General features: G+C 37.4%; 23 protein-coding genes, 1 pseudogene and 1 riboswitch. Of the genes and pseudogenes, 16 read left to right on the top strand and 8 right to left on the bottom strand.

What is annotated here, in order from left to right; all coding sequences use genetic code 11:
- Positions 1 to 95: 95 nt before the first annotated feature.
- Both J7E66_RS02660 and J7E66_RS02655 read right to left on the bottom strand, forming a co-directional pair.
- Positions 96 to 1,595 (bottom strand): sodium:solute symporter family protein, encoded by a 1,500-nt coding sequence (locus J7E66_RS02660; RefSeq protein ID WP_214997910.1) that lies wholly within the window; start codon positions 1,593 to 1,595, stop codon positions 96 to 98.
- Positions 1,595 to 1,798: a DUF3311 domain-containing protein gene (locus J7E66_RS02655; RefSeq protein WP_214997909.1), complete on the bottom strand. Its 204-nt coding sequence runs from the start codon at positions 1,796 to 1,798 to the stop codon at positions 1,595 to 1,597. The genes J7E66_RS02660 and J7E66_RS02655 overlap by 1 nt, the downstream gene beginning before the upstream one ends.
- Before the next feature lie 428 nt (positions 1,799 to 2,226).
- Here J7E66_RS02655 and J7E66_RS02650 point away from each other — a divergent pair, with 428 nt between their 5' ends.
- Complete coding sequence (locus tag J7E66_RS02650; protein WP_214997908.1) at positions 2,227 to 2,505, top strand: VanZ family protein; 279 nt, start codon at positions 2,227 to 2,229, stop codon at positions 2,503 to 2,505.
- A gap of 486 nt (positions 2,506 to 2,991) precedes the next feature.
- A riboswitch (cyclic di-GMP riboswitch) is annotated at positions 2,992 to 3,077 on the top strand.
- An 856-nt stretch (positions 3,078 to 3,933) separates the two neighbouring features.
- Here the strand turns inward: J7E66_RS02650 and J7E66_RS02645 are convergent.
- Entirely contained in the window at positions 3,934 to 4,917 is a 984-nt protein-coding gene (locus J7E66_RS02645; protein WP_214997907.1) for an LCP family protein, read from the bottom strand.
- A gap of 330 nt (positions 4,918 to 5,247) precedes the next feature.
- Here J7E66_RS02645 and rfbA point away from each other — a divergent pair, with 330 nt between their 5' ends.
- Genes rfbA through rfbB form a run of 4 tightly spaced genes read left to right on the top strand, consistent with a single transcriptional unit; the run spans position 5,248 to position 8,583 of the window.
- Positions 5,248 to 6,126, top strand: a complete 879-nt coding sequence (gene rfbA / locus J7E66_RS02640; RefSeq protein WP_214997906.1) for a glucose-1-phosphate thymidylyltransferase RfbA — start codon at positions 5,248 to 5,250, stop codon at positions 6,124 to 6,126.
- A gap of 13 nt (positions 6,127 to 6,139) precedes the next feature.
- On the top strand, positions 6,140 to 6,697 hold the full coding sequence (rfbC, locus tag J7E66_RS02635; protein WP_214997905.1) for a dTDP-4-dehydrorhamnose 3,5-epimerase: 558 nt from the start codon (positions 6,140 to 6,142) through the stop codon (positions 6,695 to 6,697).
- Positions 6,698 to 6,700: 3 nt separating this feature from the next.
- Positions 6,701 to 7,555 carry a dTDP-4-dehydrorhamnose reductase gene (gene rfbD / locus J7E66_RS02630; RefSeq protein WP_214997904.1) on the top strand — a complete coding sequence of 285 codons (855 nt, stop codon included), beginning with the start codon at positions 6,701 to 6,703 and terminating at the stop codon, positions 7,553 to 7,555.
- Complete coding sequence (gene rfbB / locus J7E66_RS02625) at positions 7,555 to 8,583, top strand: dTDP-glucose 4,6-dehydratase (protein ID WP_214997903.1); 1,029 nt, start codon at positions 7,555 to 7,557, stop codon at positions 8,581 to 8,583. The genes rfbD and rfbB overlap by 1 nt, the downstream gene beginning before the upstream one ends.
- Before the next feature lie 106 nt (positions 8,584 to 8,689).
- Here the strand turns inward: rfbB and J7E66_RS32245 are convergent, their stop codons facing one another.
- Together J7E66_RS32245 and J7E66_RS02620 are read right to left on the bottom strand one after the other, a co-directional pair.
- Positions 8,690 to 8,821 carry a hypothetical protein gene (locus J7E66_RS32245; RefSeq protein ID WP_285289194.1) on the bottom strand — a complete coding sequence of 44 codons (132 nt, stop codon included), beginning with the start codon at positions 8,819 to 8,821 and terminating at the stop codon, positions 8,690 to 8,692.
- Positions 8,822 to 9,120: 299 nt separating this feature from the next.
- Positions 9,121 to 10,908, bottom strand: coding sequence for a sigma-54-dependent transcriptional regulator (locus tag J7E66_RS02620; protein ID WP_214997902.1), 1,788 nt, complete (start codon positions 10,906 to 10,908; stop codon positions 9,121 to 9,123).
- Positions 10,909 to 11,075: 167 nt separating this feature from the next.
- Between J7E66_RS02620 and J7E66_RS02615 the strand changes: the two genes are divergently transcribed.
- The 7 genes from J7E66_RS02615 to J7E66_RS33060 all read left to right on the top strand — a co-directional run bounded on the left by J7E66_RS02615 (position 11,076) and on the right by J7E66_RS33060 (position 18,525).
- On the top strand, positions 11,076 to 12,326 hold the full coding sequence (locus tag J7E66_RS02615; protein WP_214997901.1) for a four-carbon acid sugar kinase family protein: 1,251 nt from the start codon (positions 11,076 to 11,078) through the stop codon (positions 12,324 to 12,326).
- A complete protein-coding gene (locus tag J7E66_RS02610) occupies positions 12,310 to 13,467 on the top strand; it encodes an iron-containing alcohol dehydrogenase (RefSeq protein ID WP_214997900.1) in 1,158 nt (385 codons plus the stop codon). The genes J7E66_RS02615 and J7E66_RS02610 overlap by 17 nt, the downstream gene beginning before the upstream one ends.
- Positions 13,468 to 13,478: 11 nt before the next feature.
- Positions 13,479 to 14,378, top strand: coding sequence for a 4-hydroxy-tetrahydrodipicolinate synthase (gene dapA / locus J7E66_RS02605; protein WP_308162445.1), 900 nt, complete (start codon positions 13,479 to 13,481; stop codon positions 14,376 to 14,378).
- A 13-nt stretch (positions 14,379 to 14,391) separates the two neighbouring features.
- On the top strand, positions 14,392 to 15,420 hold the full coding sequence (gene pdxA / locus J7E66_RS02600; RefSeq protein ID WP_214997899.1) for a 4-hydroxythreonine-4-phosphate dehydrogenase PdxA: 1,029 nt from the start codon (positions 14,392 to 14,394) through the stop codon (positions 15,418 to 15,420).
- Between the two features lie 218 nt (positions 15,421 to 15,638).
- The gene (locus tag J7E66_RS02595; RefSeq protein ID WP_214997898.1) at positions 15,639 to 16,805 is read left to right on the top strand and encodes a sialidase family protein; all 1,167 of its coding nucleotides are present in this window, start codon (positions 15,639 to 15,641) and stop codon (positions 16,803 to 16,805) included.
- A 100-nt stretch (positions 16,806 to 16,905) separates the two neighbouring features.
- On the top strand, positions 16,906 to 18,189 hold the full coding sequence (locus tag J7E66_RS02590) for an SLC13 family permease (RefSeq protein ID WP_214997897.1): 1,284 nt from the start codon (positions 16,906 to 16,908) through the stop codon (positions 18,187 to 18,189).
- Positions 18,190 to 18,342: 153 nt separating this feature from the next.
- Positions 18,343 to 18,525, top strand: a complete 183-nt coding sequence (locus J7E66_RS33060; protein WP_214997896.1) for a hypothetical protein — start codon at positions 18,343 to 18,345, stop codon at positions 18,523 to 18,525.
- Between the two features lie 223 nt (positions 18,526 to 18,748).
- Here J7E66_RS33060 and J7E66_RS02580 read toward each other — a convergent pair.
- Positions 18,749 to 18,931, bottom strand: a pseudogene (locus tag J7E66_RS02580) (IS110 family transposase); the annotation flags it as partial.
- 164 nt (positions 18,932 to 19,095) lie between these two features.
- On the opposite strand from J7E66_RS02580, the gene J7E66_RS02575 reads away from it, so the two are divergent.
- Positions 19,096 to 19,521: a MaoC family dehydratase gene (locus J7E66_RS02575; RefSeq protein ID WP_214997895.1), complete on the top strand. Its 426-nt coding sequence runs from the start codon at positions 19,096 to 19,098 to the stop codon at positions 19,519 to 19,521.
- Positions 19,522 to 19,870: 349 nt separating this feature from the next.
- Here the strand turns inward: J7E66_RS02575 and J7E66_RS02570 are convergent, their stop codons facing one another.
- The gene (locus J7E66_RS02570) at positions 19,871 to 20,500 is read right to left on the bottom strand and encodes a homoserine/threonine efflux transporter (protein ID WP_214997894.1); all 630 of its coding nucleotides are present in this window, start codon (positions 20,498 to 20,500) and stop codon (positions 19,871 to 19,873) included.
- A 142-nt stretch (positions 20,501 to 20,642) separates the two neighbouring features.
- On the opposite strand from J7E66_RS02570, the gene J7E66_RS02565 reads away from it, so the two are divergent.
- The 3 genes from J7E66_RS02565 to J7E66_RS02555 all read left to right on the top strand — a co-directional run bounded on the left by J7E66_RS02565 (position 20,643) and on the right by J7E66_RS02555 (position 22,592).
- On the top strand, positions 20,643 to 21,470 hold the full coding sequence (locus tag J7E66_RS02565; protein WP_214997893.1) for a TrmB family transcriptional regulator: 828 nt from the start codon (positions 20,643 to 20,645) through the stop codon (positions 21,468 to 21,470).
- A 188-nt stretch (positions 21,471 to 21,658) separates the two neighbouring features.
- Complete coding sequence (locus J7E66_RS02560) at positions 21,659 to 22,006, top strand: VOC family protein (RefSeq protein WP_214997892.1); 348 nt, start codon at positions 21,659 to 21,661, stop codon at positions 22,004 to 22,006.
- Positions 22,007 to 22,457: 451 nt separating this feature from the next.
- Positions 22,458 to 22,592, top strand: coding sequence for a BA3454 family stress response protein (locus tag J7E66_RS02555; protein ID WP_088089908.1), 135 nt, complete (start codon positions 22,458 to 22,460; stop codon positions 22,590 to 22,592).
- A gap of 195 nt (positions 22,593 to 22,787) precedes the next feature.
- Here the strand turns inward: J7E66_RS02555 and J7E66_RS02550 are convergent, their stop codons facing one another.
- Entirely contained in the window at positions 22,788 to 24,497 is a 1,710-nt protein-coding gene (locus J7E66_RS02550) for a fibronectin type III domain-containing protein (RefSeq protein ID WP_214997891.1), read from the bottom strand.
- Positions 24,498 to 24,516: the final 19 nt, after the last annotated feature.

Below are 24,516 nucleotides of genomic sequence, written 5' to 3'. Positions count from 1 at the left end.
CATATTATGGGTTACAGTTCATAACCTCTCCCAGGGCTTTTTTTATGCATTTCTCCAAACTGATTGATAGGCACTCTGGGCCTAAAACCGCCCCATTATGCGCCTTTTCTTTTTTTTGATTGTACAGACTTTGATGAATTAAACAGATACTCTTTTACAGAATTTGTTTGATGTTTCGCTTTTGCTGTGAAAAAAGGATTCAAAATGATAATGGTTAAGAAGTTTGCTGATAATCCCCAGAACCCTTCATAAATTCCATGTGAGCTGTTTGTTCCGTATACTGTAAATGTTGTAACTAATCCCACAAGTAATCCAATAATTGTTGCTTGTTTCGTTTGATTTTTCCAGAATAAGCTGACAACAATTGCAGGGAAAATTTGAACCATTCCTGAAACACCTAAAAGCTGCAAAGATACTAGTGCTGTAGGGAATAACAGTCCAAATAATAAAGCAAGACCAATGACAACAAACACCATTGAACGAGTGACGAGAGTTAATTTAGCCCCTTTTACGTTGGGATTGATTAAATCACGATAAATGTTGTTTGCAAATAAGTTGGAAGCACCGATGGCCATAATAGAGCATGGAATTAAGGATGCTAAGGCAATTGTTGAATAAGCTAACCCTTGTCCAATCCCGCCGTATGAAACTTGAATTAGATTTAAAAAGGCAAAACGCGGATTGCTTCCGGCAGGTAACACATGGTAAGCAACAAAGCCAAGGAAAATGACCAGAATTAAGACTATATTATATAAAGGCAAGAACATCGCATTTTTTCGAATGGCATCCGCACTTTTCGCTGTGAATACTCCTGTTGCTCCATGAGCCCACATAAATAATGCCAAGGCCGAGACTACAGATGCTGTCATGAACCATGGAATGCCTTTGGGGCCGTCGGTTGGAATCGTCAGCAATTGTGGTGATTCCTTCACAAGTGTATCAATCATCGGGCTCCAGCCGCCAAAATGGATAATCGGCAGAGAAACCACAAGGAATAACATAATCGCCCATACGAGAACATCTTTAATGATGGCTGTATAGGTTGGGCCTTTGATACCGCTAAAGAATGTAAAAAGTGCCACAAGAAGGAATGACGTAATCACGACTACCTTCACATTAATATATCCTGTTCCAGCTACTTGAAGCGTATCTTGAATCCCTGCTAACTGCAAATCGATATACGGGATAAGCATCAATACGCCGACAATTGCAATAATAGAAGAAAGAAGTTTACTGCCAAACCGCTCTCTCGCATAGTCTGCAAGTGTGGTTAGTTTAAATTTATTCGCTACTTTCCATAGTTTAGGAAGGTAAAAGTATGAAACAAAATAGGCTAAGATACAGTAAGGAATAGCAAAGAATGCAAGACTTCCCCCTGCATAGGCTGTACTCGTCAATCCCAAAAATGTATAAGCTGTATATAAATCAGCCCCTACTAAAAACCAAACCAGCAATCCGCCAAAGCGTCTGCCGCCAACAGACCATTCCTCTACTGAGCTTCGCGAAGATTTATTGCGCCCTGCTATAAATCCAATCAAAACAACGGTCAAGACAATGAATACTGTGATTAACAAAGCTGTTAAATTTCCCTGCATTAGTCAAGACCCCCTTCTGATTTCTGAAGTTGATAAATCCCAAATGTGCATAACGGTGTTAATACGATCCATAAAAAGAGCCAAAATTGAAGGAAGGGTAATCCTAAAACAACAGGGTCAATTCGATTTACGAACGGTAAAACAGCTAACTGAGAAATAAAAGGGAGTATAATTAATAATAGTTTCATAGATTTTTTGCTCATATGAGAACCTCCTGCTTGATATTCGAATAGTACTATTGTCCCAACAATAGTATTGTTAAATAATTTTACATGTAGGTTATAGTAACAATTTTTCCAAGAGATTACAAGTAAATTATTTAATAATTTATAAAATTCGAATTAACTAATTATTTTTATTTAATTAATTATTATTTTACAAATCATTATATAGATATATACCTGCACTCAACCTAACATATGTGTAGTAAAGGATTGAATGAAGTTGAAGTTGAAAAAGGCTTCATTTAAAAGTTGTTATGTTGTTATCAGGAGCGGTATGAAGGACAAAAGTTGCTGGAGAAGCAAGAGATATGTCCCATCATAAGGGGCCGTTTATGAAACATCAGATAGGTTCAGATTCTTTTGGGTGGACTTTGAGGAGCCAACCTATGAGGAAACAAAGCTGCTAAGTGAATACTTTCATTTTCATCCATAATTACCTGGTTCTTGCTATATGGGTGCAGATTGCGTTAGGAGTTAATCGGATCAAAGGAATTAAACGCCTTTTGTTGGTTATTGGGATCTGTGTCCTTTTTGCAGTCTCTGATGAATTCCACCAGTTATTTGTAGCGGGCAGAGGGGCTCAGGTAAAAGATGTTTTCATTGATAGTGCGGGAGCGATAGTGGGAATTGTGATTTATGGGATAGTGAATCGATTTTTATCAAAAAAAAGCGTAAAACCCCTATGAGATAAGGATTTTTACGCTTTTTTTTTAGATGATACTGTTGCCGGTTCAGCCTATTAGAAAATAAAATGAGTGATTACTTTGATCCAACCGAAAAACGCAATCCATAACGGAACACTTAGTGATGTACCCCAAATTAATCCAATTAATAGATTCCCCTGCTTGTCCATGAAATCCACTCCTATGATCGACATAGATAAACATTTATGAGTTTTATTGATAACGCTTTCAATAGTTGGGATCTCAAATAGGCCTTCCCCAACTAAGGGGTGTTAAGTTTTCAGATTGTTTCCTTTATGATACCCAACCACTGTTAGGGAAAAACGTAGAAATGCGCGAAAGTTGAAAAAATATTTCGACAATAAATGTGGTGAAGTGCGAATGGATGTAAGACTGTCGTTGCTTCACTTTATTATCATATTAAATAGGTTAATAGGGCTATTTAATCCATAGTAATCGATGGTATAATATGAAAATAAACACATAGTTCGTACGAAAGGGCACTCCCATTGAAAGATGGTGTCGCAAAACTAGAGGGGCTAAGGTTGTCAAAACTATGCTAGCCAGTTACCGAATATGATCGATCACCTTACTACGAATTATAAAACACACTCTAGGAGGTAATACTATGTTTATATTTATTGCAGGCCTATTTGTTGGATCGTTCTCTATGCTTTTGATTATGAGTCTAATGGTTGCAGCGAAAAGAGGAGACCAGTTAATCGAAACACATCAATAAAATGAAAACGTTTTCTAAAACAATCCCGTCTTTTAGGGGTTGTTTTTTTATTTTTAGGTCAGGCGATTAGAGATTCAATCACATTTTCGTCGCCTAGTAGCTCTACGTGACTGTACTCGGAATTTTTGGACGTATTGGGTAACGTAGAACCCCCCTACGTGACTGAACTCAAGAAATTCCAAGGTTTTGGGTCACGTAGAGCCTCTACGTGACTGTACTTAATAAATTCCAACGTATTGGGTAACGTAGAACCCCCCTACGTGACTGAACTCAAGAAATTCCAAGGTTTTGGGTAACGTAGAACCCCCCTACGTGACTGAACTCAAGAAATTCCAAGGTTTTGGGTAACGTAGAGCCCCTCTACGTGACTGTACTTAATAAATTCCAACGTATTGGGTAACGTAGAGCCCCTCTACGTGACTGAACTCAAGAAATTCCAAGGTTTTGGGTAACGTAGAACCCCCCTACGTGACTGAACTTAATAAATTCCAACGTATTGGGTAACGTAGAGCCCCTCTACGTGACTGAACTCAAGAAATTCCAACGTATTGGGTAACGTAGAGCCCCTCTACGTGACTGACTTCTTTGCCAAAGCCTATTTTTAAAAGGGTTACCTCCCCACTCCAAAGCGAAAAAAAGCCGAATGATGCTTTATCATCATTCGACTTAATAGAGTTACCAGTCCATTCTATTTAAAAGTTCTGAGCTACTAGATCTTTGATTTTGTCCTGATTAATCACTAGCTGGTAGTTATTTGCTTTTAAGATATCATCGTACATTCTTTTTCCTTCACCGGGGATTTGGTGGTATTCCAGCTGGGTGTTGGGGTCGAAATCTTTCGCAGCTAGTCCAAGGCTTAACATATCTTGTGTAGACATATTGGTCGCAATCACAAAGTCAGGAATGGATTTCACTAATGAAGGCAAGTTGGTGATATTATTTGGACTTAAGGCCTTCTTCGTAATTCCTTTTAGTGCTTCTTCTTGTAACTTTTGACGACCATATTCGCCACTTGCGAGGGAATAGCGCTCGTGTACAACCTCAGCTACCATTTTTCCGTCAAAGGAATGGGTTCCAGCACTTATCACTGTATCCTTGTTTTCACCATACCAAGGATGCGTTAATTTCACATCAAATGGTACGCTCATCTCAATGCCATCGACGGCATCAACCATTGCTTGAAAGCCGCCATAATTGGTTTCGACATAGTAATTGATCGGAGTTCCTGTTAATTCAGCGACTGCATTGACTGCTGCTTCTACTCCTTTTTGGGCGCCTTTTGTGGCCTGCATAATATATTGAACACTTGTTAGTTTGGTATAGCCGTACCCATCTAAATGAACGCGGGTATCACGTGGAATGCTAATCGCATCATATTGATGTTTTGTTAAATCGACATGGACCAACATCATCGAATCCGAGTGACCCACATTTTGTCCTTTTCGTTCATCGGACCCGATCAATAACAGGTTAAAAACGGGTGCTTTTACCTCGACAGATTCACTTGTTGATGTGGAATCGTCCGTTTTTCCTGAACTAACTACAGGCACCGTGGTAAAATGATTATTCGGCTGTATCTTATAGTATTCATATCCAAGGCCTGCAACAATGAGTAAAATAATCCCCAATAGGCTAAAGCCGGCAATCTTCCATTTGCGTTTATTCTTCTTTTTCATAATTTCCTCCGATGGATTAGCAAAATCAATTCTATTAATTTTACAGTTTTTGAATCATCTATTCAATCATAATTTATGGGAAAACATTGGCATTCTTGTGTCAATCCAGTCAATTATTATTAGATTCACAGCTAACCCGAAAACAATCACCAAAACCACCCTAGAAATCGGGCTTTTTCAAGCGTTTTTTAAACCAACGAGCATGCCTGTTCGCACTCAGCAGTGGAATATTTCGTGAACTACAAAATAAGCATAATACATAAAGGAATGAAACCCGATAGGCAGCCCAAACCAAAATTCCTTCCCTAACGACCCGGAATGGAGGTTACGATGAAAGCTATTATTCTAGCAGGTGGAAGCGGGACACGCTTATATCCGTTAACGATGGTCACCAGTAAACAATTATTACCCATTTATGATAAGCCGATGGTCTATTATCCGCTTTCCACCTTAATGCTTGCAGGGATTCGTGATATTCTGATTATTTCAACTCCAGAGGATACCCCGCGTTTCGAGGCGCTGCTCGGTGATGGATCACAGTTTGGAATACATCTAGAATATAAAATCCAGGCGAGCCCAGATGGATTAGCCCAGGCTTTTTTAATTGGGGAAGAGTTTATTGGCGATGATTCTGTCGCGATGATTTTAGGAGACAATATTTTCTACGGCAGTGGGATGCGAAAAATTCTCCAACGTGCGGCTCAAAAGGAGAGTGGGGCAACCATTTTTGGTTACCATGTGCAACATCCAGAGCGTTTTGGTGTAGTGGAATTTAATGAAAATGGAAAAGTATTAAGCGTCGAAGAAAAACCGCAGGTACCAAAATCAAATTATGCGATCACGGGATTGTACTTTTACGACAATCGAATTGTGGATATTGCCAAAAGTGTCAGACCTTCGGCACGAGGTGAGTTAGAGATTACCACTGTAAATGATCGATATTTACGGATGGGAGAACTCGAGGTTGAGCTGCTTGGGCGGGGTTTTACGTGGATGGATACGGGAACACATCAAAGTTTAGTGGAAGCCACTAATTTTGTAAAAACAATTGAGGATCATCAAGGAATTAAAATCGCTGCACCCGAAGAAATCGCCTATATCAATGGCTGGATTGATATTGATAGATTAATTGAATCAGGTGAGAGATTCTCCAAGACAGGTTATGGCCAATATTTATTAAAAGTAGCCAATGGCAGCATCAAGTATTAAAAGAGGTGATAGGTTGAATGTGATTGAGACTTCCCTGCCAGGGGTAATGATTATCGAGCCAAAACTTTTTGGCGATCATCGCGGTTGGTTTATGGAGACCTATAGTGAGGGAAGGCTACAGGAAGCAGGAATCGTTGTGAAATTTGTTCAAGATAACCAATCATTCTCGGCAGCCAAAGGGACATTACGGGGATTGCATTATCAATTACATCCAAAAGCGCAAACCAAGCTCGTTCGCTGTACCCAAGGGGCGATATTTGATGTGGCCGTCGATCTTCGTAAAGACAGCCACACGTATGGGAAGTGGTTTGGAATCGAGTTAAGTGCGGAAAATAAACGTCAATTATTGATTCCTAAGGGGTTTGCACATGGATTTTTGACGTTGACCGATGATGTGGAAGTTCAATATAAAGTAGACCACTTGTATGCACCTGAATGTGACAGGGGCATCATCTGGAACGATCCAACCATTGGAATTGAATGGCCAGTTGTGACTCCGATACTATCTACAAAGGATGAAATGGCTCCATTCCTGGCAGATGCAGAAAGTAATTTTAACTTTGGAGAATAAACGATGAAAATTCTAGTGACGGGTTTTACAGGACAGCTCGGTTTTGATGTGGTTCTTGAAGGGGCGAGGCGCAGTATTGAAATGGTTGGCGTGGGGTCAAAAGATCTGGACATAACAGATGAGTGTTCTGTATACAAGGTTGTAAAAGAAATCAACCCGGATGCGATAATCCATTGTGCTGCCTATACGGCGGTTGATCAAGCAGAGGACGATCAGGAAAATTGCTGGAAGTTGAATGTTGATGGGACCAAGTATTTAGCCTGCGCCGCCAAGGAACTAAGGGCTAAATTTATGTTTATCAGTACAGATTATGTTTTTGATGGATGGGGGGATGCACCTTTTGACGAAACGAGCGCGCCCAACCCCGTCGGTTATTACGGGCAGACCAAATATGAAGCGGAGAAAATTGTCCAAACGACCTTATCCGATTGGTTCATCGTCCGGATATCATGGGTTTTTGGATTAAACGGGAATAATTTTGTGAAAACGATGCTGCGATTGTCTGAAACTAAAAATGAACTACATGTGGTGGGAGATCAAGTGGGTTCGCCTACGAATAGCTTGGATTTGTCGCGTTTATTAATTGATATGATTCAAACGGATCGATATGGAATCTATCATGCCACGAATGAGGGATTCTGTAGCTGGGCTGAATTTGCCGAAGAAATTTTTCACAAAGCGGGCAAAATAGTAAAAGTCCATTCGATTAAAACAGAGGAATATCCGACAAGGGCCGCCCGTCCCAAGAACTCGCGATTGTCTAAGCAAAAGCTGCTGGACAATGGATTTATTCCATTGCCGTCTTGGCAGGAATCCTTAAAGCAGTACTTAAAAGCGTTAAAGCAAGAGGTGAAGTAATGCAAGGGAAAAAGCTTCTTGTAACTGGTGGAGCCGGATTCATCGGTGGAAACTTTGTTCAATATATGATTAACAAATACCCTCAGTATGAAATTTATAATTTAGATGGATTAACCTATGCGGGCGATCTAACCAAGCACTGTGAGATCGAAATGAAGGAAAACTATCATTTTATGAAAGCCGATATTGCTGATCGCGAAACCATTCTACCGCTTTTTGAAAAAGAAAAGTTTGATTATGTGGTCCATTTTGCCGCAGAAAGCCATGTCGATCGCTCAATTACGGACCCAGAAATATTTGTTCGGACGAATGTGCTAGGGACGCAAATGTTACTTGATGCCGCCAAACAAATAGAAGTCACCAAGTTTGTTCATGTATCAACGGATGAGGTATACGGTGAGTTAGAGCTGGATTCATCGACATGTTTTACAGAAGAGACTCCGTTACAACCCAATAGTCCATACAGTGCAAGTAAAGCCTCCTCTGATTTCTTGGTTCGTGCCTATCACGAAACATTTGGACTGCCAGTTAATATTACACGCTGTTCCAATAACTATGGTCCCTTCCATTTTCCAGAGAAATTGATCCCGTTAACGATTTCTCGCGTAGTAAATAATCAGAAGGTACCAATTTATGGTGACGGAAAGAATATCCGTGATTGGCTGCATGTCCATGATCATTGTGCAGCACTAGACCTAGTTTTGCATAAGGGTGTTACCGGTGAAGTCTATAACATAGGCGGGCACAACGAGCGGACCAATTTAGAAGTGGTAAAAACGATTATTACCACGTTAGGAAAATCGGAAGAGTTCATTGAGTTTGTCCCTGACCGTTTAGGTCATGATAAGCGCTACGCCATTGACCCTACGAAGTTAGAGAAGCTAGGGTGGAAACCAATTTACACATTCGAAACGGGAATCTCGCAAACGATTGAATGGTATTTGGATAACAAGTGGTGGTGGGAGCAAATTATTAGTGGGGAATACAAGAATTACTTCAAGAAGCAGTATTCTTTAGATCAATCATAGATTGTCATAGCCCTGTATTCACTATCGTGGATCCGGGGCTTTTTATTTGTATGGCATCGCGGTTCTGCTAGTAAAGCTTTCCTGCTAAACTAACTAATTTTACCCATTAAATACCAAGCTTCTTGACACGATGGACGAAATCAGAGACTGTATTCCTAGAATGTCCAGTGCTAGAACTAATGGCTTTCTGACTGACTCCTTCAAAATACAGTTTCAGAATTTTACGACAATTAATCATAAAAAAACCTCCTGTAAATTAGTGTCATGCTTATTTGCATGCAACTTTATTATACAAGAGGTTGTTCTTTTTATATTGGCTCTCCACCCCGCAAAAGATGGCTCTCTTCTCCGCATAAGTGGCTCAATTCATCTGCAATAATCAAGCGAGAATTTTTTTAGCCTTTTACCGTTATTCATCAAATAAACAAAAAAATATCCAGTTACTCTTGTTTGAACAAGAAGCAACTGGATAACTTAAACCAGTCATTATAAATGTATAAGAATTTGTCACCAAAACCAATTGACAAAGAGCCTTTTTTATTTATTTAAATATCTCCATAACGTTGTTCGACTGATACCAAGCTGCTCAGCTGTTAAAGTTTGGTTGCCGTTATGTTGATCAAGTACTAGCTTGATCAAATCCAAATTAAATTCATGTAATGTTTTGCTACTGTTAAATGAAATATTCATTTCATCCTCTGAGTAAAAAATATTTTCAACAACTTTTTGTTTGCCCATAATATTATTGACATTATTACTAGTGATATAAAGCGATTTAGATAAGTATACTAATTCGGTTAGAACTTGTTTTAATTGTTTGAAATTACCTGGCCAATTATATTGTGAAAGAGTAGCCAGAGCATTGGGCTCGTACCCAATAATATCAGTATTGTTTTCAATATTTACCTTATTTAAAAACATCGTTAATATAGCCGATATTTCATTTTTTCTTTCTCTTAATGTAGGTAGAAGAAAACTTATAGAATTCATTCGATTCATTAATTCTTTATAGAATTCTGATGTAATACCTTCAGATGTTTTTTCGCAAATAAATATCAGTCGATTACTTACGTGTAAGTTAGTAGATTCAATAATAGTGATTAACTTTTCGAAGTTTTCATTTGAAATTTTATCAAAGTGATTAAACTGGATTGTATTACCAACCTCAAGGAAGGGGCCGTTACTTGTGTTTAAAAGGTGTTTCCACATTGTATCATTTAGTAAGTTAGAATTAATTGTTACCATTGTATTTTTGTTATTATTTTGACTGGTGAAGACACTTTGAGAGACGATATCTTTTCCTGTACCACTTTCTCCTAGTAATATAATGGGCGCATTACTTAAATTAATTTGTTTAATTTTATCGTTAATATCATCTGTGATAATAGGATTTTTATATAAGTTATTATTTAATTTTTGTTCCACTTCTGACTTATCTTCATATGTAACACCGAATTTAGAATTCATGATAGGTGTTACAGATTTTTGGACGGTTACAATATAAAAAATATCATTTGTCTTATTTGAAATATTTACTTTTAAGTTATAAAGAGTGTTGTTTACTGAATGATAAAAAGTATGTGATTCATTAAATGCAGTAGTATCTTTTTTATGAAGCAAATAATTATAGATTGAGTTATTAATTTCTGTATCTAAACTTGAATAAATCAATTCAAACTGACTGGATAAAATTAAACAGTCAGTTTTAAAATTTTCAATAGCTTCTGTGAGTAAGTTATTTTGTAATTTTAATTTTTGAAGATGCATATTTAACTCTATTGCTTGTTCGAATGTACGTCTAATACTTTCACTTCCTGATGTAATAAGGATCGTATTTAAAGAAATTTCTAGTGCTAGTTTATTCGTTATTGCATCACAAAGAACTAATTTAATCCCTTTTCTTCCCAGTGATTTTAGTAGACCTAATTTATCACTTGAATCATCTATCGTATATATTTCCACAGAATAATCTAATATGTCACAAATTAGATGTGCCGTTTCAGTAATACTTGAATAACCTACAATAGCAAATTTAGAAGTGTAGTTATTTGCTAGTTTGATCGCTCCTAAAATGTCATAAACAGATATTGAAACATCTATAACTGGTATAGATATATTCTTCCTAATTAAGTCAGCTGTACCTCCTCTTGATATGACAATATCGTAATCGTTATGAATCACCTCCAGGGCTAGCTTTTTTCCTTCTTGTAAATCACCAGTATACGTATTTAGCAAAATATTAGAGAAAGTAGATCCTACATTTTCCATTGATTTTCTTAACTCTTCGTAAGGTGCTATACCAAGGATTTTTGTTATATTTTCCATTTATATTCCCCTTATGTGTTTCATATTTAAACAGTTTAACACGAATTTTTGAATTGTGGTAACGTTTTCAATAGAAAAGTTTCAAAATGTAACAATAATTATAATTATCATATTTTTTTAGGTAGAGTATAAACCTATAATTCAATTATAAAGTGGGTGGTGAACAAATGATAAGGGTACTTATAATGGCTGACGATTTTACTGGAGCACTTGATACTGGAGTCCAGTTCTCTAATTACGGTGTGAAAACTGTAGTGACCTCTGATTTAGAGTTCGAATTTGGTGAAACTACAGATCAATTAGAAGTACTTGTCTTCAATACTGAAACAAGATATTTGAATAAATGTGACTCATATGAAGTGATCAAGAAGATCGTCTTAAAAGCTAAAGAAGAAAATATTCCATATATATTTAAAAAAGTTGATTCAGCATTAAGAGGAAATGTTGCTTCTGAGTTAAGAGCTTTGAGTGATGTTTTCGAGGATGTATCAATTCCCTTTATTCCGGCGTATCCAGAACAAAATCGCTTTAGTTGTGAAGGAATATTACTTATAGATTCAATACCAGTAAGTGAAAGTGTTTTTGGACAAGATCCGTACGAACCAGTAACTGAAAACCATATCCCATCTCTTCTACTTAAAGAAGCAGATTTAAAAACTTATATTACAAAAAAATATGAAATTCCTCCAAAAGAAGAAAGAATTTTGTTAATAGAAAGTCACTCTGATGAGGAGATGTTATCTCAAGGGAATGAGCTATTAATGAATGATGCATTAAATATAACGGTGGGGTGTGCGGGGTTTGCTAAAGCATTAGCAAATATAATCTATAAAAAAAGGGATACCACTCAAAACGATATTAAACTTCCATTATTGATTGTAAGTGGAAGTGTGAATCCAGTAACAAAAAAGCAAATTACATTTGCGGAAGTGAATGGATATGAAAGAATATCTTTAACGATGGAGCAACTTTGGGATAAACAATATTGGGATACAGTAAAAGGGCAAGAAAATATCCATCAATATTTAAAAATTGAACAACCTTTCATGTTTGAAACATTTGGGAATGTATCGACCGATCAAGTATATCAACTACCTGATCAAGGAAATGAAATAAGATTTAGAATAGGACAGTCACTCGGATATTTAGTAAAGAATCTTATGTCAAATGGTATTAAAAGAACGTTATTATTTACAGGTGGAGATACATTATATCAATCAATGAGAGTATTGGGGATTACTGAAATTAAACCTCTGAAAGAATTATTCCCCGGAATTGTTCTTGGAAGTATTGATTTTAAGGATGAAAAACATTATGTCATAACTAAATCTGGCGGATTTGGTGATGAAGATTTATTTATTAAATTAAATACATTGATTAAGGACAAAGGGGATGCACATTATGTTAAATCAATATAATTTAAAAATGCCAACAAATGTATTTGCAGGTTCAGATGCCATGCAAAACCTCCATACAATTATCAAAAACGGTGTGACAAAAATTACGATATTTACAGATAAAGGCATACTGAAAGTTGGCTTGCTAGACGAAGTCATCAGTATTATAGAAAAGAATAATATCGAGTACGAAATCTTATCGGATATACCAACAGAGCCATCTTACATTGAAGCTCAAGAGGTTGTTGATCATTTTAAAGCATTGAACTCTGATTTTATCATTGGAGTTGGTGGTGGAAGTGTTATGGATATCGCTAAATTAGCATCCGTGTTATCTACTGATGATTATACTGTAAAAGATTTACTAGAGGATCCGTTAGTAGCTAAAAAACAAGTGACAACATTAATGATTCCCACCACAGCTGGTACAGGATCTGAAGCAACTCCCAATAGTATTGTAGGAGTACCTGAAAAAAATTTAAAAGTTGGTATTGTTAATGGTGAATTAATTGCTGACCATGTTATTTTAGATAGCAACATGATAAAAAATTTACCTAAACCTATTGCTGCAGCAACAGGTATTGATGCTCTAGCACATGCTATCGAATGTTTTACTTCAAAAAAAGCTAACCCAATCAGTGATACCTTTGCACTAGAGGCATTAGATTTAATTATGAATAACATTATTGAAGCTTGCACAAATCCAGATGCACTTGAAGCGAAGCGTAATATGTTATTAGGTTCTTTCTATGGTGGGGTAGCGATTACATCCTCAGGGACTACCGCTGTTCATGCATTGTCATATCCTTTAGGTGGAAAATATCACATTGCTCATGGTGTTTCTAACGCAATTCTACTAACACCAGTTATGAAGTTTAATGAGCCAGTTATTAAAGACCTCTTAGCTAAAGCCTATGACCGAGTGGTAAAAGAAAAAAATGAAGAATTAAATGTAAATGAAAAGTCAAAATATATCATTGATTTAATAGAAAACATTGTGAAAACACTTGAAATTCCAACTAGCTTAAAAGCTTTCAATGTGCCGGAGGAAGATCTAGAAGGATTAGTCGAGGCCGGAATGGAAGTTCAACGATTACTTGTGAATAATAGGAGAGAAGTAACACCAGAAGATGCTCGTAAAATTTATTTAGAAATTATGTAGGAGTGATTCGTGTGCAAAACAAATTACAAGGAATTATCACACCACTTGTTACACCCATGTATGACAATGAAGAAGTTAACTATGAAGAACTCGTAAATCAGGTGAATAGAGTCATTGAGAATGGTGTTCATGGTATTTTTACGTTTGGTACGAATGGAGAAGGATACATTTTAAGTGAAGAAGAAAAAGTGCAAGTCATGGAAACAGTAGTTGATACAGTAGCGGGGAGGGTTCCAGTATATGCATCCACAGGATTAGTTGGAACGCAAGATACCATTCGCTTGTCTCTAGAAGCAAAGCGTGTTGGTGTAGACTACCTATCAATCATTACACCCTATTTTGCAGCAGCAACTCAAGAAGAGATTTATCATCATTTTAAAACAGTTGCTGAAGCGGTTGATATGCCAATTGTTTTATACAATATTCCAGCTAGAACGGGTAATACGATTCAACCTGCGACTGTTGAAAAACTAAGTCACATTGACAATATTGTTGGTGTCAAAGATAGTAGTGGAAACTTTGATAATATTCTTCAATATATTGAAAGAACAAGAAATAGAGAAGATTTTTCTGTGCTATCAGGTAATGATTCATTAATATTATGGACGTTACTTGCTGGGGGAACAGGCGGAATTGCAGGATGTTCTAATGTTTATCCATTTACTATGGCACAAATATACGAACAATTTGTAAATGATAATATTGAAGAAGCTCGTAAATTTCAAGATTCTATCAGAAGTTTTAGAGATTGTTTTAAATTTGCGAATCCAAATACTGTGGTAAAAACAGCTGTTGAACTACTAGGCTATCCGGTTGGGAAGTGCCGTGCACCATTCAATCAAGTGTCTGATGAAGGAATTACAGCATTAAAATCAGTATTAAATGAAAATATTGAAGCAGGGATGAAGTAGTTAGGAGGACATTATGAAAAAAATTATCGGAATAACCATGGGTGATCCTGCAGGTATCGGGCCTGAAATTTCAATCAAAGCTTTTCAAAAGAAAAGCTTGTACGAAAAATGTAACCCCTTACTTATTGGAGATAAAAGTATTGTAGAGAGCTATTTAGAGAAATTCCCAGAGTTTAATATTAAAGTAAATGCCATTACTACACCGGAAGATGGATTGTATGAATGGGGAACAATGGATGTAATTGACTTAGCTTCTGTAGATGCAAATGAATTACAGATTGGTGAAGTGTCTAAAGAGGCCGGAAATGCAGCATATCTCTATGTTGAAAAAGTCATTGAATTAGCCCTTGAAGGGAAAGTAGATGCCACCGTTACGAATCCATTAAATAAAGAAGCGTTAAACATAGCAGGACATCACTTTGCTGGTCATACTGAAATTTATGGACAGCTTACAAATACGAATAAATTTTCTATGATGTTAGCTGATGGTGATTTAAGAGTGGTTCACGTTTCAACGCATGTTTCTTTAAGACAAGCCTGCGATTTAGTTAAAAAAGAGAGAGTATTAGATGTAATAAACATTGCTCATCATGCTTGTCTAAACTTAGGGATCGAAAATCCAAGGATTGCTGTGGCGGGATTAAATCCACATTGCGGAGAAAATGGATTGTTTGGTACGGAGGAAATTGATGAAATCATCCCTGCGATTGAAGTAGCTAAAAGTGAAGGGATTAATGTATTTGGACCTTTACCTGCAGATACAGTTTTCTCAAAAGCTCGTGGTGGAATGTATGATATCGTTGTGGTAATGTACCATGACCAAGGACATATTCCATTAAAACTATTAGGGTTTGTATTTGATAAAGAACAAAATAAATGGAAAGAGGTTTCTGGAGTTAATATTACATTGGGATTACCAATTATCCGAACCTCAGTTGATCATGGAACAGCATTCGATCAAGCAGGTAGGATGACTGCGAGTGAACTTAGTCTTGAAAATGCAATTGATTACGCGGTACAGCTAGCAAATAATGCTAATTAAGAAACGAAGTGAATAGTGTGATATTTGATTTAATAGAAAATTTAGATGAGTATATATCATTAAATCCAAAAATCGCCAACGGTAAAGGTATGGCCTATATTTGTCTGCCTCACGATGGACATAGCGTTAAAATATATAAATAAAGCGACGAAATACAATAAAGCGGTAAATTAAGGTAGAAATTTAATTAGAAAGATAAGGTGATTAAGGTGATTAGTATGAGTAATAATAAATTAGTAATTCGCGAGTCAATTCCAAACGGTAAATTATATCATGATGATTATACAAATATTGATTTTTCTTTAATTCCATCTGGTCCTTTTTCAACCGCACATGCACCAACTATTATTAAGTTAGACAATGAAGATTTATTATGTGCATGGTTTGCAGGTTCGTTTGAAGGCAGTCCCGATATTTCAATTGTATTATCAAAATTTAATCATGAAACTCAAGAGTGGAATGAACCGAAAATTGTCTCGCAGGATGATACGCGTAGTGAGCAAAACCCAGCATTTTTCCAAGCACCTGATAAATCAGTATGGTTAATCTATACTTCTCAGGAAGGTCGACAACCAGGTAAAGATAATATGCAGTTTACGTCCATTATTAAATATCAGAAAACATATGACAACGGTGAAAATTGGACTGAGCCAGAAGTATTATTTAGCCAGACTGGTACATTTGCTCGACAAGCGATTCAAGTATTAAGTAATGGTCGATGGATATTTAGCACGTGGGTATGTGAAGATTCAGAATTTGGCCTTACAAACGATCCTACTGTATTCCAAGTATCTGATGATGAAGGACTAACATGGAAAGAAGTACGCATGCCTGAAAGTAACGGACGAGTACATGCCAATGTTATAGAATTAGAAGATGGTCATTTAGTGGCATTTATGAGAAGTAGATTTGCGGATTATATTTATAGAAGTGAGTCAACGGATAATGGAGATTCTTGGACAGTGCCTGAGCCAACAACCTTACCGAATAATAATGCAAGTATAAGTGCAATCAAACTCGATAACGGTGCAATTGCTATTGCCTATAATGCAAACGCTGCCAATAATCCTGAAAAAGGTAAAGTAGCATGGCCTGGATTAAGAAACCCGGTAGTGGTTTCAGTGTCTGAAGATGGCGGAAATACTTGGCCAATCGGTCGAATTATTGAACACGCAGAAGGTTTTATTGGAGCAGAGAATAAAACGAATAATTCACAATTTGAATATCCTACTATTTATCAAGATGCCCAAGGACGATTACATTTAGTATACGCATATAAGAATAGAATATGTGTAAAATATAATAGTTTTTCAGTTGAAGATATATATGGTGAAAAACGTGAAAATGAAGGGGTTTACAATCCTACATCTGGAGAAATAAGTTAAATATTAAGTTACACATAATTATAGTTTGATAGGCTTTGGGATAAAACCCAAGTAAAAAAATATCCAGTTAACTTGGTTATTAAGAGAGGAGAAATAAGAAATGACATTGCACATGATTCTTGCCCTTGGTATCTTGATCCTGATGATTGGATTGATCATGTCGGACAAGATGGCCTTCGGTGCACCACCAATCCTGGCTTGCCTTCTGCTAGTAGTCACCGGTCTGTCCACTGTTCAGGAGGCTTTCGCAGGCTTCGTGAACCCAAGTGTTATCATGATTGCTGGCTTTATGGTTGTTATGGCAGGACTAATGAAGACTAGCTTGATTGGTAAGGTTCAGGCCTCTATGCTTGCTTTAGTAAATAAGGGCGGTTATAAGAGCTATGCTCTTTTGCTCGTGGTAGTTATGCTTGGTGCCAGTTTACCAGGTGCCGGGGCCACTGGTTACTATGTACTGATATTATCCTTGATATCTACTATCCCTTACAATAAAAAAATGCCTACGTCCAAACTGATGATGCCTTTGGGGTTTGCTACTAACCACCCTTTGATTCCTTTCAATGTAGCACTTTTCTATGGTGTTACTGTCAGCGTACTGGAAACGGCAGGTTATCACGACGGGCTTTCTATGACGAAATTTGCTGTAGTGAATTTCATCCTGGCTCTTGGTTTCTTAGTATGGAGTTTGGTTGCTTATCGTCTTCTACCGGATCATCCAATTTCGGCAGCTTCTGTAATGGATGAGGTGGCAGCTACGGCTGAGATTGTGGCTATGCCTGCATGGAAAGAATACTGCACCATCGCTTTATTTGCCCTCAGTGTTGTTGGTATGATGCTTATGAACGTGTTGGGCAATGCTTCTTATGTCATCCCTGGCCTTGCAGGAGCATTCTTACTAATCATCAACGTACTTGATTTCAAAGAAGTTCGTGATAATATGGGTGCACCTGTAATCCTTATGATGGCTGGTGTTATCGGCGTTGCTGACGCTCTGGCTAACTCTGGATTTACAGCTATGATCGGAAAGGTTGTGGCGCATTCATTGGGTACTAATATCAATCCATTCATTCTTATCTTGATCTTCGCACTTCTAACTAGTACCTGTGCTACTTTTACTGGTTCAAATATGGGTTCTGTATTCATCTTTGCGCCAATCGCTATTGCAACCAGCCTTAGTTTGGGACTTAATCCTGTTGCTGCCGCAGTTGCCGTTGTAGTATCTGGATGGAACGGCGGGTACATGCCAATCGATGGTATGCCTGCTATGATTTTAGGCATGGGTAAATATAAGCTTCCACAGTTCTGGTTGTTCTCAGTACCTATGTACCTGATTCGTATTATTGCACTGTGTGTAGGTGCTATTCTTATTTTCCCTGTAAACTGATAAAGTGATAGAAGGAACAGTAGTGGGACGAGATGCAGAAATCACTACATAAGTCTCAAAGAAAAACCAATAATAGCAAAGCGCACCCAGTCAGGTAATTCTTGTCGTCTGGGTGTGTTTTCTTTTTCGTTGATCATATGAGGGGATTAAAATATGTATGTTCCACCAAAAGTAAAACTTTGCCCACCAGAGATTTCTCCACGTCTTGAAGATGTGACTTACGCTGAAGTCAGACCATTTCAGGTAAAAAGTATTATTTTGGAACAGATGGCAAAAGGAAGGGTTGTGAATGCCGTAAGTTGGTCCGGTAACAGTAGAGTAACGGGAGAAAAATAAAGACGGAATTTCAGTCGCTAGAGTCCCGTCCTGACTTGTGTGACGTTCAATAAGTTTGGCGAGCTCAGCCCTTTGTCTATATAATTTTTCGAACATAAGATCCTCCTTTTTTTCTTCATCCTTGATGGTCCAATTATAATGCAAATTCACCTTTGGTGTAAGTGGCTGTGAGAGGATTAGGCAATCATTTGATACGATTGTGATATCAGCTGTTTTTTCATTGTTGGGCGTTCACAACTAAAAACTCGATATCCTCAGCTTCTAGTAAATTTACAATAGGCTTCCAATAAACACTCGTGCTTTCCATGGCGACATGGGAACAATTATGTTGTTTAATCCAGTCAACCAACTGTAATAGAAATACAGTTTTAGTAGAGAACGTTTGAATCTCCTTTCCTTTTGGTGTTTTTAAAACAATTTTCCTTCTCTGTGGTGAAGCGCTGATTTTTGCGCTTCATGGATGGCTAAAGGGGCAGATTAGCTGAATAAGACTTTGACGATTTTTTCTCACTTGCGATTAAGTGGTGCTAAAATGAACAAGTACAAGAATGACAAAATAGAGGTGTAGGAATGAAGTTAGAGGAGTTTACAATTGGACAGGAGTTCCAAACTAAATCATTAAAATTAACAAAAGAGGATATTATGAGGTTTGCAGGTGAATTTGATCCTCAATATATGCATTTGGATGAGGAAAAAGCAAATCAGGGAAGGTTTAATGGAATTATTGCCTCTGGTATACATACACTAGCCATTTCTTTTAAGCTTTGGGTTGAAGAAGGTATCTATGGTGATGATGTTATTGCTGGAACACGAATGAATAATATTAAATTTATAAAGCCCGTGTTTCCTGAAGACGAATTGCAAATCACTGTTAAAGTTATTGATAAGAAAGCAACTAAAGATGAAACAGGTATCCTTACTGTATTGTTATCTACCTTCAATCATAAAGATGAAAAAGTTTTTGAGGGTGACTTGTCTGTATTGATAAAGCGATGAAGGTGCATTTAAAAAACGGGCAGTTTAGATTGGTTGGTTAACTACCGAGTGCTTTTGTTGAAAATGGGATTGCGTTGCAGCAAGCCCTTTTTTTATTTTTAGACACTGAGCAAATACATTTACATTTGTAAATGCTTGCACTTTTGCTGTTGAATATAGTTGAGTATTGAGTAGTTTACTAAAGGGGTGCAAGAGTTGAAGGAGAAGATCGCTGAGGCGGCTCTTTTCTGTTCAACAAAAGAAGCAGGTTAGTTGAACAATGAGTTGCACGTTTGAAACAAATGAGGACAAAAAACCGTTCAGTTGTCTGAACGGAGAAAGTTGAATTAGGAGTGGTAATAAATGAAATTTAAATCCCTGTTTTAACGCCAAAACCTACTAACATTAAGCCAGTTGATTTTTGGAATACTTTCTGGAATTTGGAGTTATTCAACCATTTTTTTGCGTAATCAATTACATAAACAAGGGTTAGAAACCACAATACAGCAAGTAAAGTAAGGATTGATGCTAACACAATCAATTGCTGATTTACATTTCCGTTCAAATCGATAAATTGAGGCATGATAGTTATATAAACCAAAACAGTCTTTGGATTAAGAACATTACTAAGTAATGCTTGCATAAAGGACTCTTTATTATGCCGACTTGAAGAATTGGTAGGAGCATTCGCTTGTGCTTGAATTTCCTCTAAAGAGAACAAACTTTTAGCAAAAAAACTTTTTATACCCAAATAAATTAAGTAAGCAGCTCCCAAATATTTGATTGTACTGAAAAGAATTACAGACTTTGCAATAACAACAGATAATCCAAGAATAGCAATAAGCGTCCAAAAAGAAAGTCCCGTTGCCATTCCGAGAACCGTATAACGTCCAGCTTTTGGTCCATAGCTGAGCGTGTTTTTCACCAGGAGCATAGTATCTGCTCCTGGTATAACAACCATCATTGCAGCAATTGAAATGTATGTTAGTAAGCTATCCATGTTTTTTCTCCCTTCCTTTACTAATAGTGACTACCGAGGTAACTACTTAATACGAGTATATCAGAAGCCTTTGGAAATAATCAACAGATTTTGATAAAATATTAGTTACTAAGGTAGCGACTAATATTCTATTGGAGGGTTTATGAAAGAAACCATTTTCGAAACATTAAAGAATCTAAATTTTACCGAATATGAAGCGAAAGCGTATCTTACCTTATTGGAGGAATCGCCATTAACTGGATATGCAGTAGCGAAAAATTCTGGTGTACCACGTTCAAGAATATATGAAGTTCTAGATAGTCTCGCCATACGAGGAGATATTCTGGTTAGTCCTGGAAACACGCCACAGTATACTCCTGTTCCTGCGAAGGAGCTAATTAAAAACCGCCGAAGGAAAGCAGAAGAGAATTTTGAACTGGCAGAAAAATCACTAGCGGAGTTCGAACGTTCTGCAAATGACCGTGAAAATATCTGGAATATAACGGGACACAATGAAATACTCCATAAGGTAAAAGTTTGTATATTATCTGCAAAAAAAAGAATTCTCTTAGAGGTTTGGAAAGAGGAATTCGAAGAATTGGAGTCTGAACTAAGACAGGCAGTAAAAAGAGGGGTCAACGTAACAATTATTGCTTATGGGGAAATCGTCACTGATTTTGGTAATGTTTACCTACATTATATGGGTCATGAAATTACAGAAGAGTATGGTGGACGATGGCTTGTTATTAGTGGAGATGATTCAGAAGTAGTAGCAGGTATTGTCTCGCTGGGTAAAGATAGCCGTGCAGCATGGACAAGGCATGTTGGGTTAGTAATGCCAATTACAGAAGTCATGATTCATGATTTGTATCTCATGGAAATTATGGAGAAACATAGAGAACTTTTAGAGGAAAGTTTTGGGGAAAACCTCGTGAATTTACGTCAAAAATTTTCTATTCACCCAGATTTTAAAAAACATTATGTAAAATAAATTTGTATGATTATCTGTTTTATATAACATAAGAAGAACAGCATTTTTTCATAACAAATAGGCTGTTCTTCTTCAACTAAAGGAGCAGTTATATGTAGTATAGTTGAAGAAGGAACGTAACATTAAATCTCGAATATCTAATGTAATCGAAAAACTAAAAATTTAAAGAAAGACAGGAGTTAGTTACGATGATAAAAGGTTTCGGTGGAATATTTTGGAGAACTAAGAATCTTGATGTTGTAAAAAAATGGTACAGTGAAGTGTTGAAGATTGAAATAGAAAATTGGAATGGGACTGTGATTAAACCCCAATTAGGAAATGAGACTATCTTTTCTTTCTTTGCCGAGAATGACAGTTATTTTCCAACAGAACAACAAGTGATGTTAAATTTTCAAGTACATAATCTAAACGAGACTATTAAGCATCTTGAACAAATTGGTGTACCTCTTGTTAAGGAAAAAGAGGTTAGTGAGTTTGGAAAGTTTATCTGGATTGAAGATCCTGAAGGTCGACTGATCGAGCTTTGGGAGAAATAGCGAGTTGTAATTTATTTGCTATTGAGCTATTGGGCCAGTTAGTTTAATAAATAAGTAAGATCCATCTTATCTAAGGTGGGTTTTTTACTTTGGGGCTATTAACTTCAAAGTAAAAAACAAAAGGGTAATTTAAGATCGGTATAAGGAGCCAGCCTTTTTTAGTTTTTATATTTCGACATTTTTCTGCATTTTAAGAAGTGTAAAAAATTACATAAGAGATTAGAATCATATAAAGTTTGTTGATTTTACTGACTTTTCCAGTCATTACCGTTGCTAGTGAGTATATTAATTTTTGTTAAGTTGAGAATTTGTCAAATCTTGACCTATTATTTAGCTTTAATCAATTTCATTTTATTTGTAAAATATAAAAAAGTCAAAAAACATTTGTAGGAATAACTAAGTGAAGTGGAATGAACAAAAAGTTAGAATTAAATAAAGGAGATAGAACAAAATGTACAAGTATACAATCTATGTAACACATAAAGGTAAAGTCTATCAAACCAACGTAATAGCTAGCAAAGACCAAACAGAAGAAGAAGTTTATCGTATGGCACAAGAACAAGTTCTGAAACAATGGGCAAATTAAATACGGGATCCTGGGACTAAAAGGATTGAATGGAACTTCCACTTAAAGAATGGATTTTGGATAGCTTCCTTTACTTGAAATCTAGCTGCCAATGGCGGCTAGATTTCAGCACTTGCACTTATAACTCGTGCTGGTAGTTTACTAGCATTTTTAGACCGCAAAAAAAGCCTGGCTGCCAATTCCAGGCTTTTTGCTTTATGGTCTTGCGCTTGAAACAGCTGTCCAGCCACTGTACACTTTTACAGTGCCGACCAACTTGTAGGACCTTGCTTTATAATAATAGGTTCTTCCGGTTGTCAATCCAGTATTGGTGAAATACAGGGAGGTCGTATTTTTGACAAGGCTGTATGTTCCGGTGCTGGAAGTCGCCCTAAACACCTCATACCCGCTTGCCCCTGTTACCGCACTCCAGGTTGTTTTGATGCTTGTTGAACTGTATCTTGCTGCCTTGAAATTAGTTGGGACGGCCGGGATTGGCTTGGCTGAGACCACTGTGGTATAACCGCTGTAAACTTTGGTTGTCCCGACCATTCGGTACGCCTTGATTTTGTAATAATATAGTTTGTTGGTAGAAAGCCCTGTGTTCGTGAAGCTCGTTGCGGTCGTGGTTTTACCGACTAAGGAATACGTACCCGTTGAAGAGGTGGCACGGTATACTTCATACCCGCTTGCTCCGCTAACGGCCGTCCAGCTTGTTTTGATGCTGGAATATGAAGCGGATGCTGCCTTGAAATTAGTTGGAACGGACGGGATTGGCTTGGCTGAGACCACTGTAGTATAACCGCCGTAAACTTTGGTTGTCCCGACCATTCGGTACGCCCTGATTTTGTAATAATATACTTTGTTGGTAGAAAGCCCTGTGTTCGTGAGGCTCGTTGCGGTCGTAGTATTACCGACTACAGAATACGTCCCCGTTGAGGAGGTTGCACGGGATACTTCATACCCGCTTGCACCGCTGACGGCAGTCCAGCTGGTTTTGATGCTAGAATAAGAAGCCGATGCTGCCTTCGGAGAAGCTGGGACCGCTAGTACTGGCTTTGCGGAAACAACCGGGCTGAATGCACCGTAAATCTTTTCGCCATTATCAAATGTAAAATAAGTCTGGATTTTATAGTAATACGTTGTGCCAGTATTTAAGCCTGTGTTTGTGTAATAGGCAGTAGGATCGGTTGTGCTGCTAATTTTTGTAAAAGTCCCGGCACTCGATGTTGATCTGTAAATGTCATAACCGTCAACCCCTGTTGCAGGAGTCCATGTTAGCTTTATGCTATTATAGGAGCTCGCTGTCGCTTTCGATGTAACGACAGGCTCAAGGTAAGAAGGATCGGTTGTAAACCACTTGTAATTGATTGCACCCGTGGCCTGGTTCACGCCCGTACCAATCCTGATCACCGGGAGGCCGACTGACTTTTTAACAAGAATTCCATACCATACTTCGGACGATTCACCGCGGTTCAAATTAACATCTAATTCATCCAGTCCTGCGTATTGGTCTGTAAACGAGGCGGTTGCAATTGGAGTGATTTTCTGCCCGCCCGTTGTAAAGAAATTATAATCGCTGTAAATAAGATCAGCGGCAACCAAGGGTTCATCCGGTCCAGAGATATAGGATATATCAAAACCCATTAATATCCACTGTTCATCTGCTGCCGGAACTTGGTTTGATTCATCTTCAGATTGAATGATTTTGTTGGCTTCTTCACCAAAATACATATCAAATTGCTGCAAATCCACCACTTGAGGTGTGTCGGTCTTGAATTCCTGCAAAGTGAACTTGTGATAATCCCATGCACTGTACGGTGTCGCTCTGTCCCCTATTGCTGCGAAAGCTTTTTCTGGAATGAAGAAGACGGCAAATAGAAAGAAAAAGGACAATAAAAAGATGGTAACCTTGCTGTTTCTCATAATTTCCCCCTAGATAGGA

The organism is Bacillus sp. ISL-7, assembly GCF_018613065.1.
This window is presented reverse-complemented; position numbering and strand designations above follow the sequence as displayed.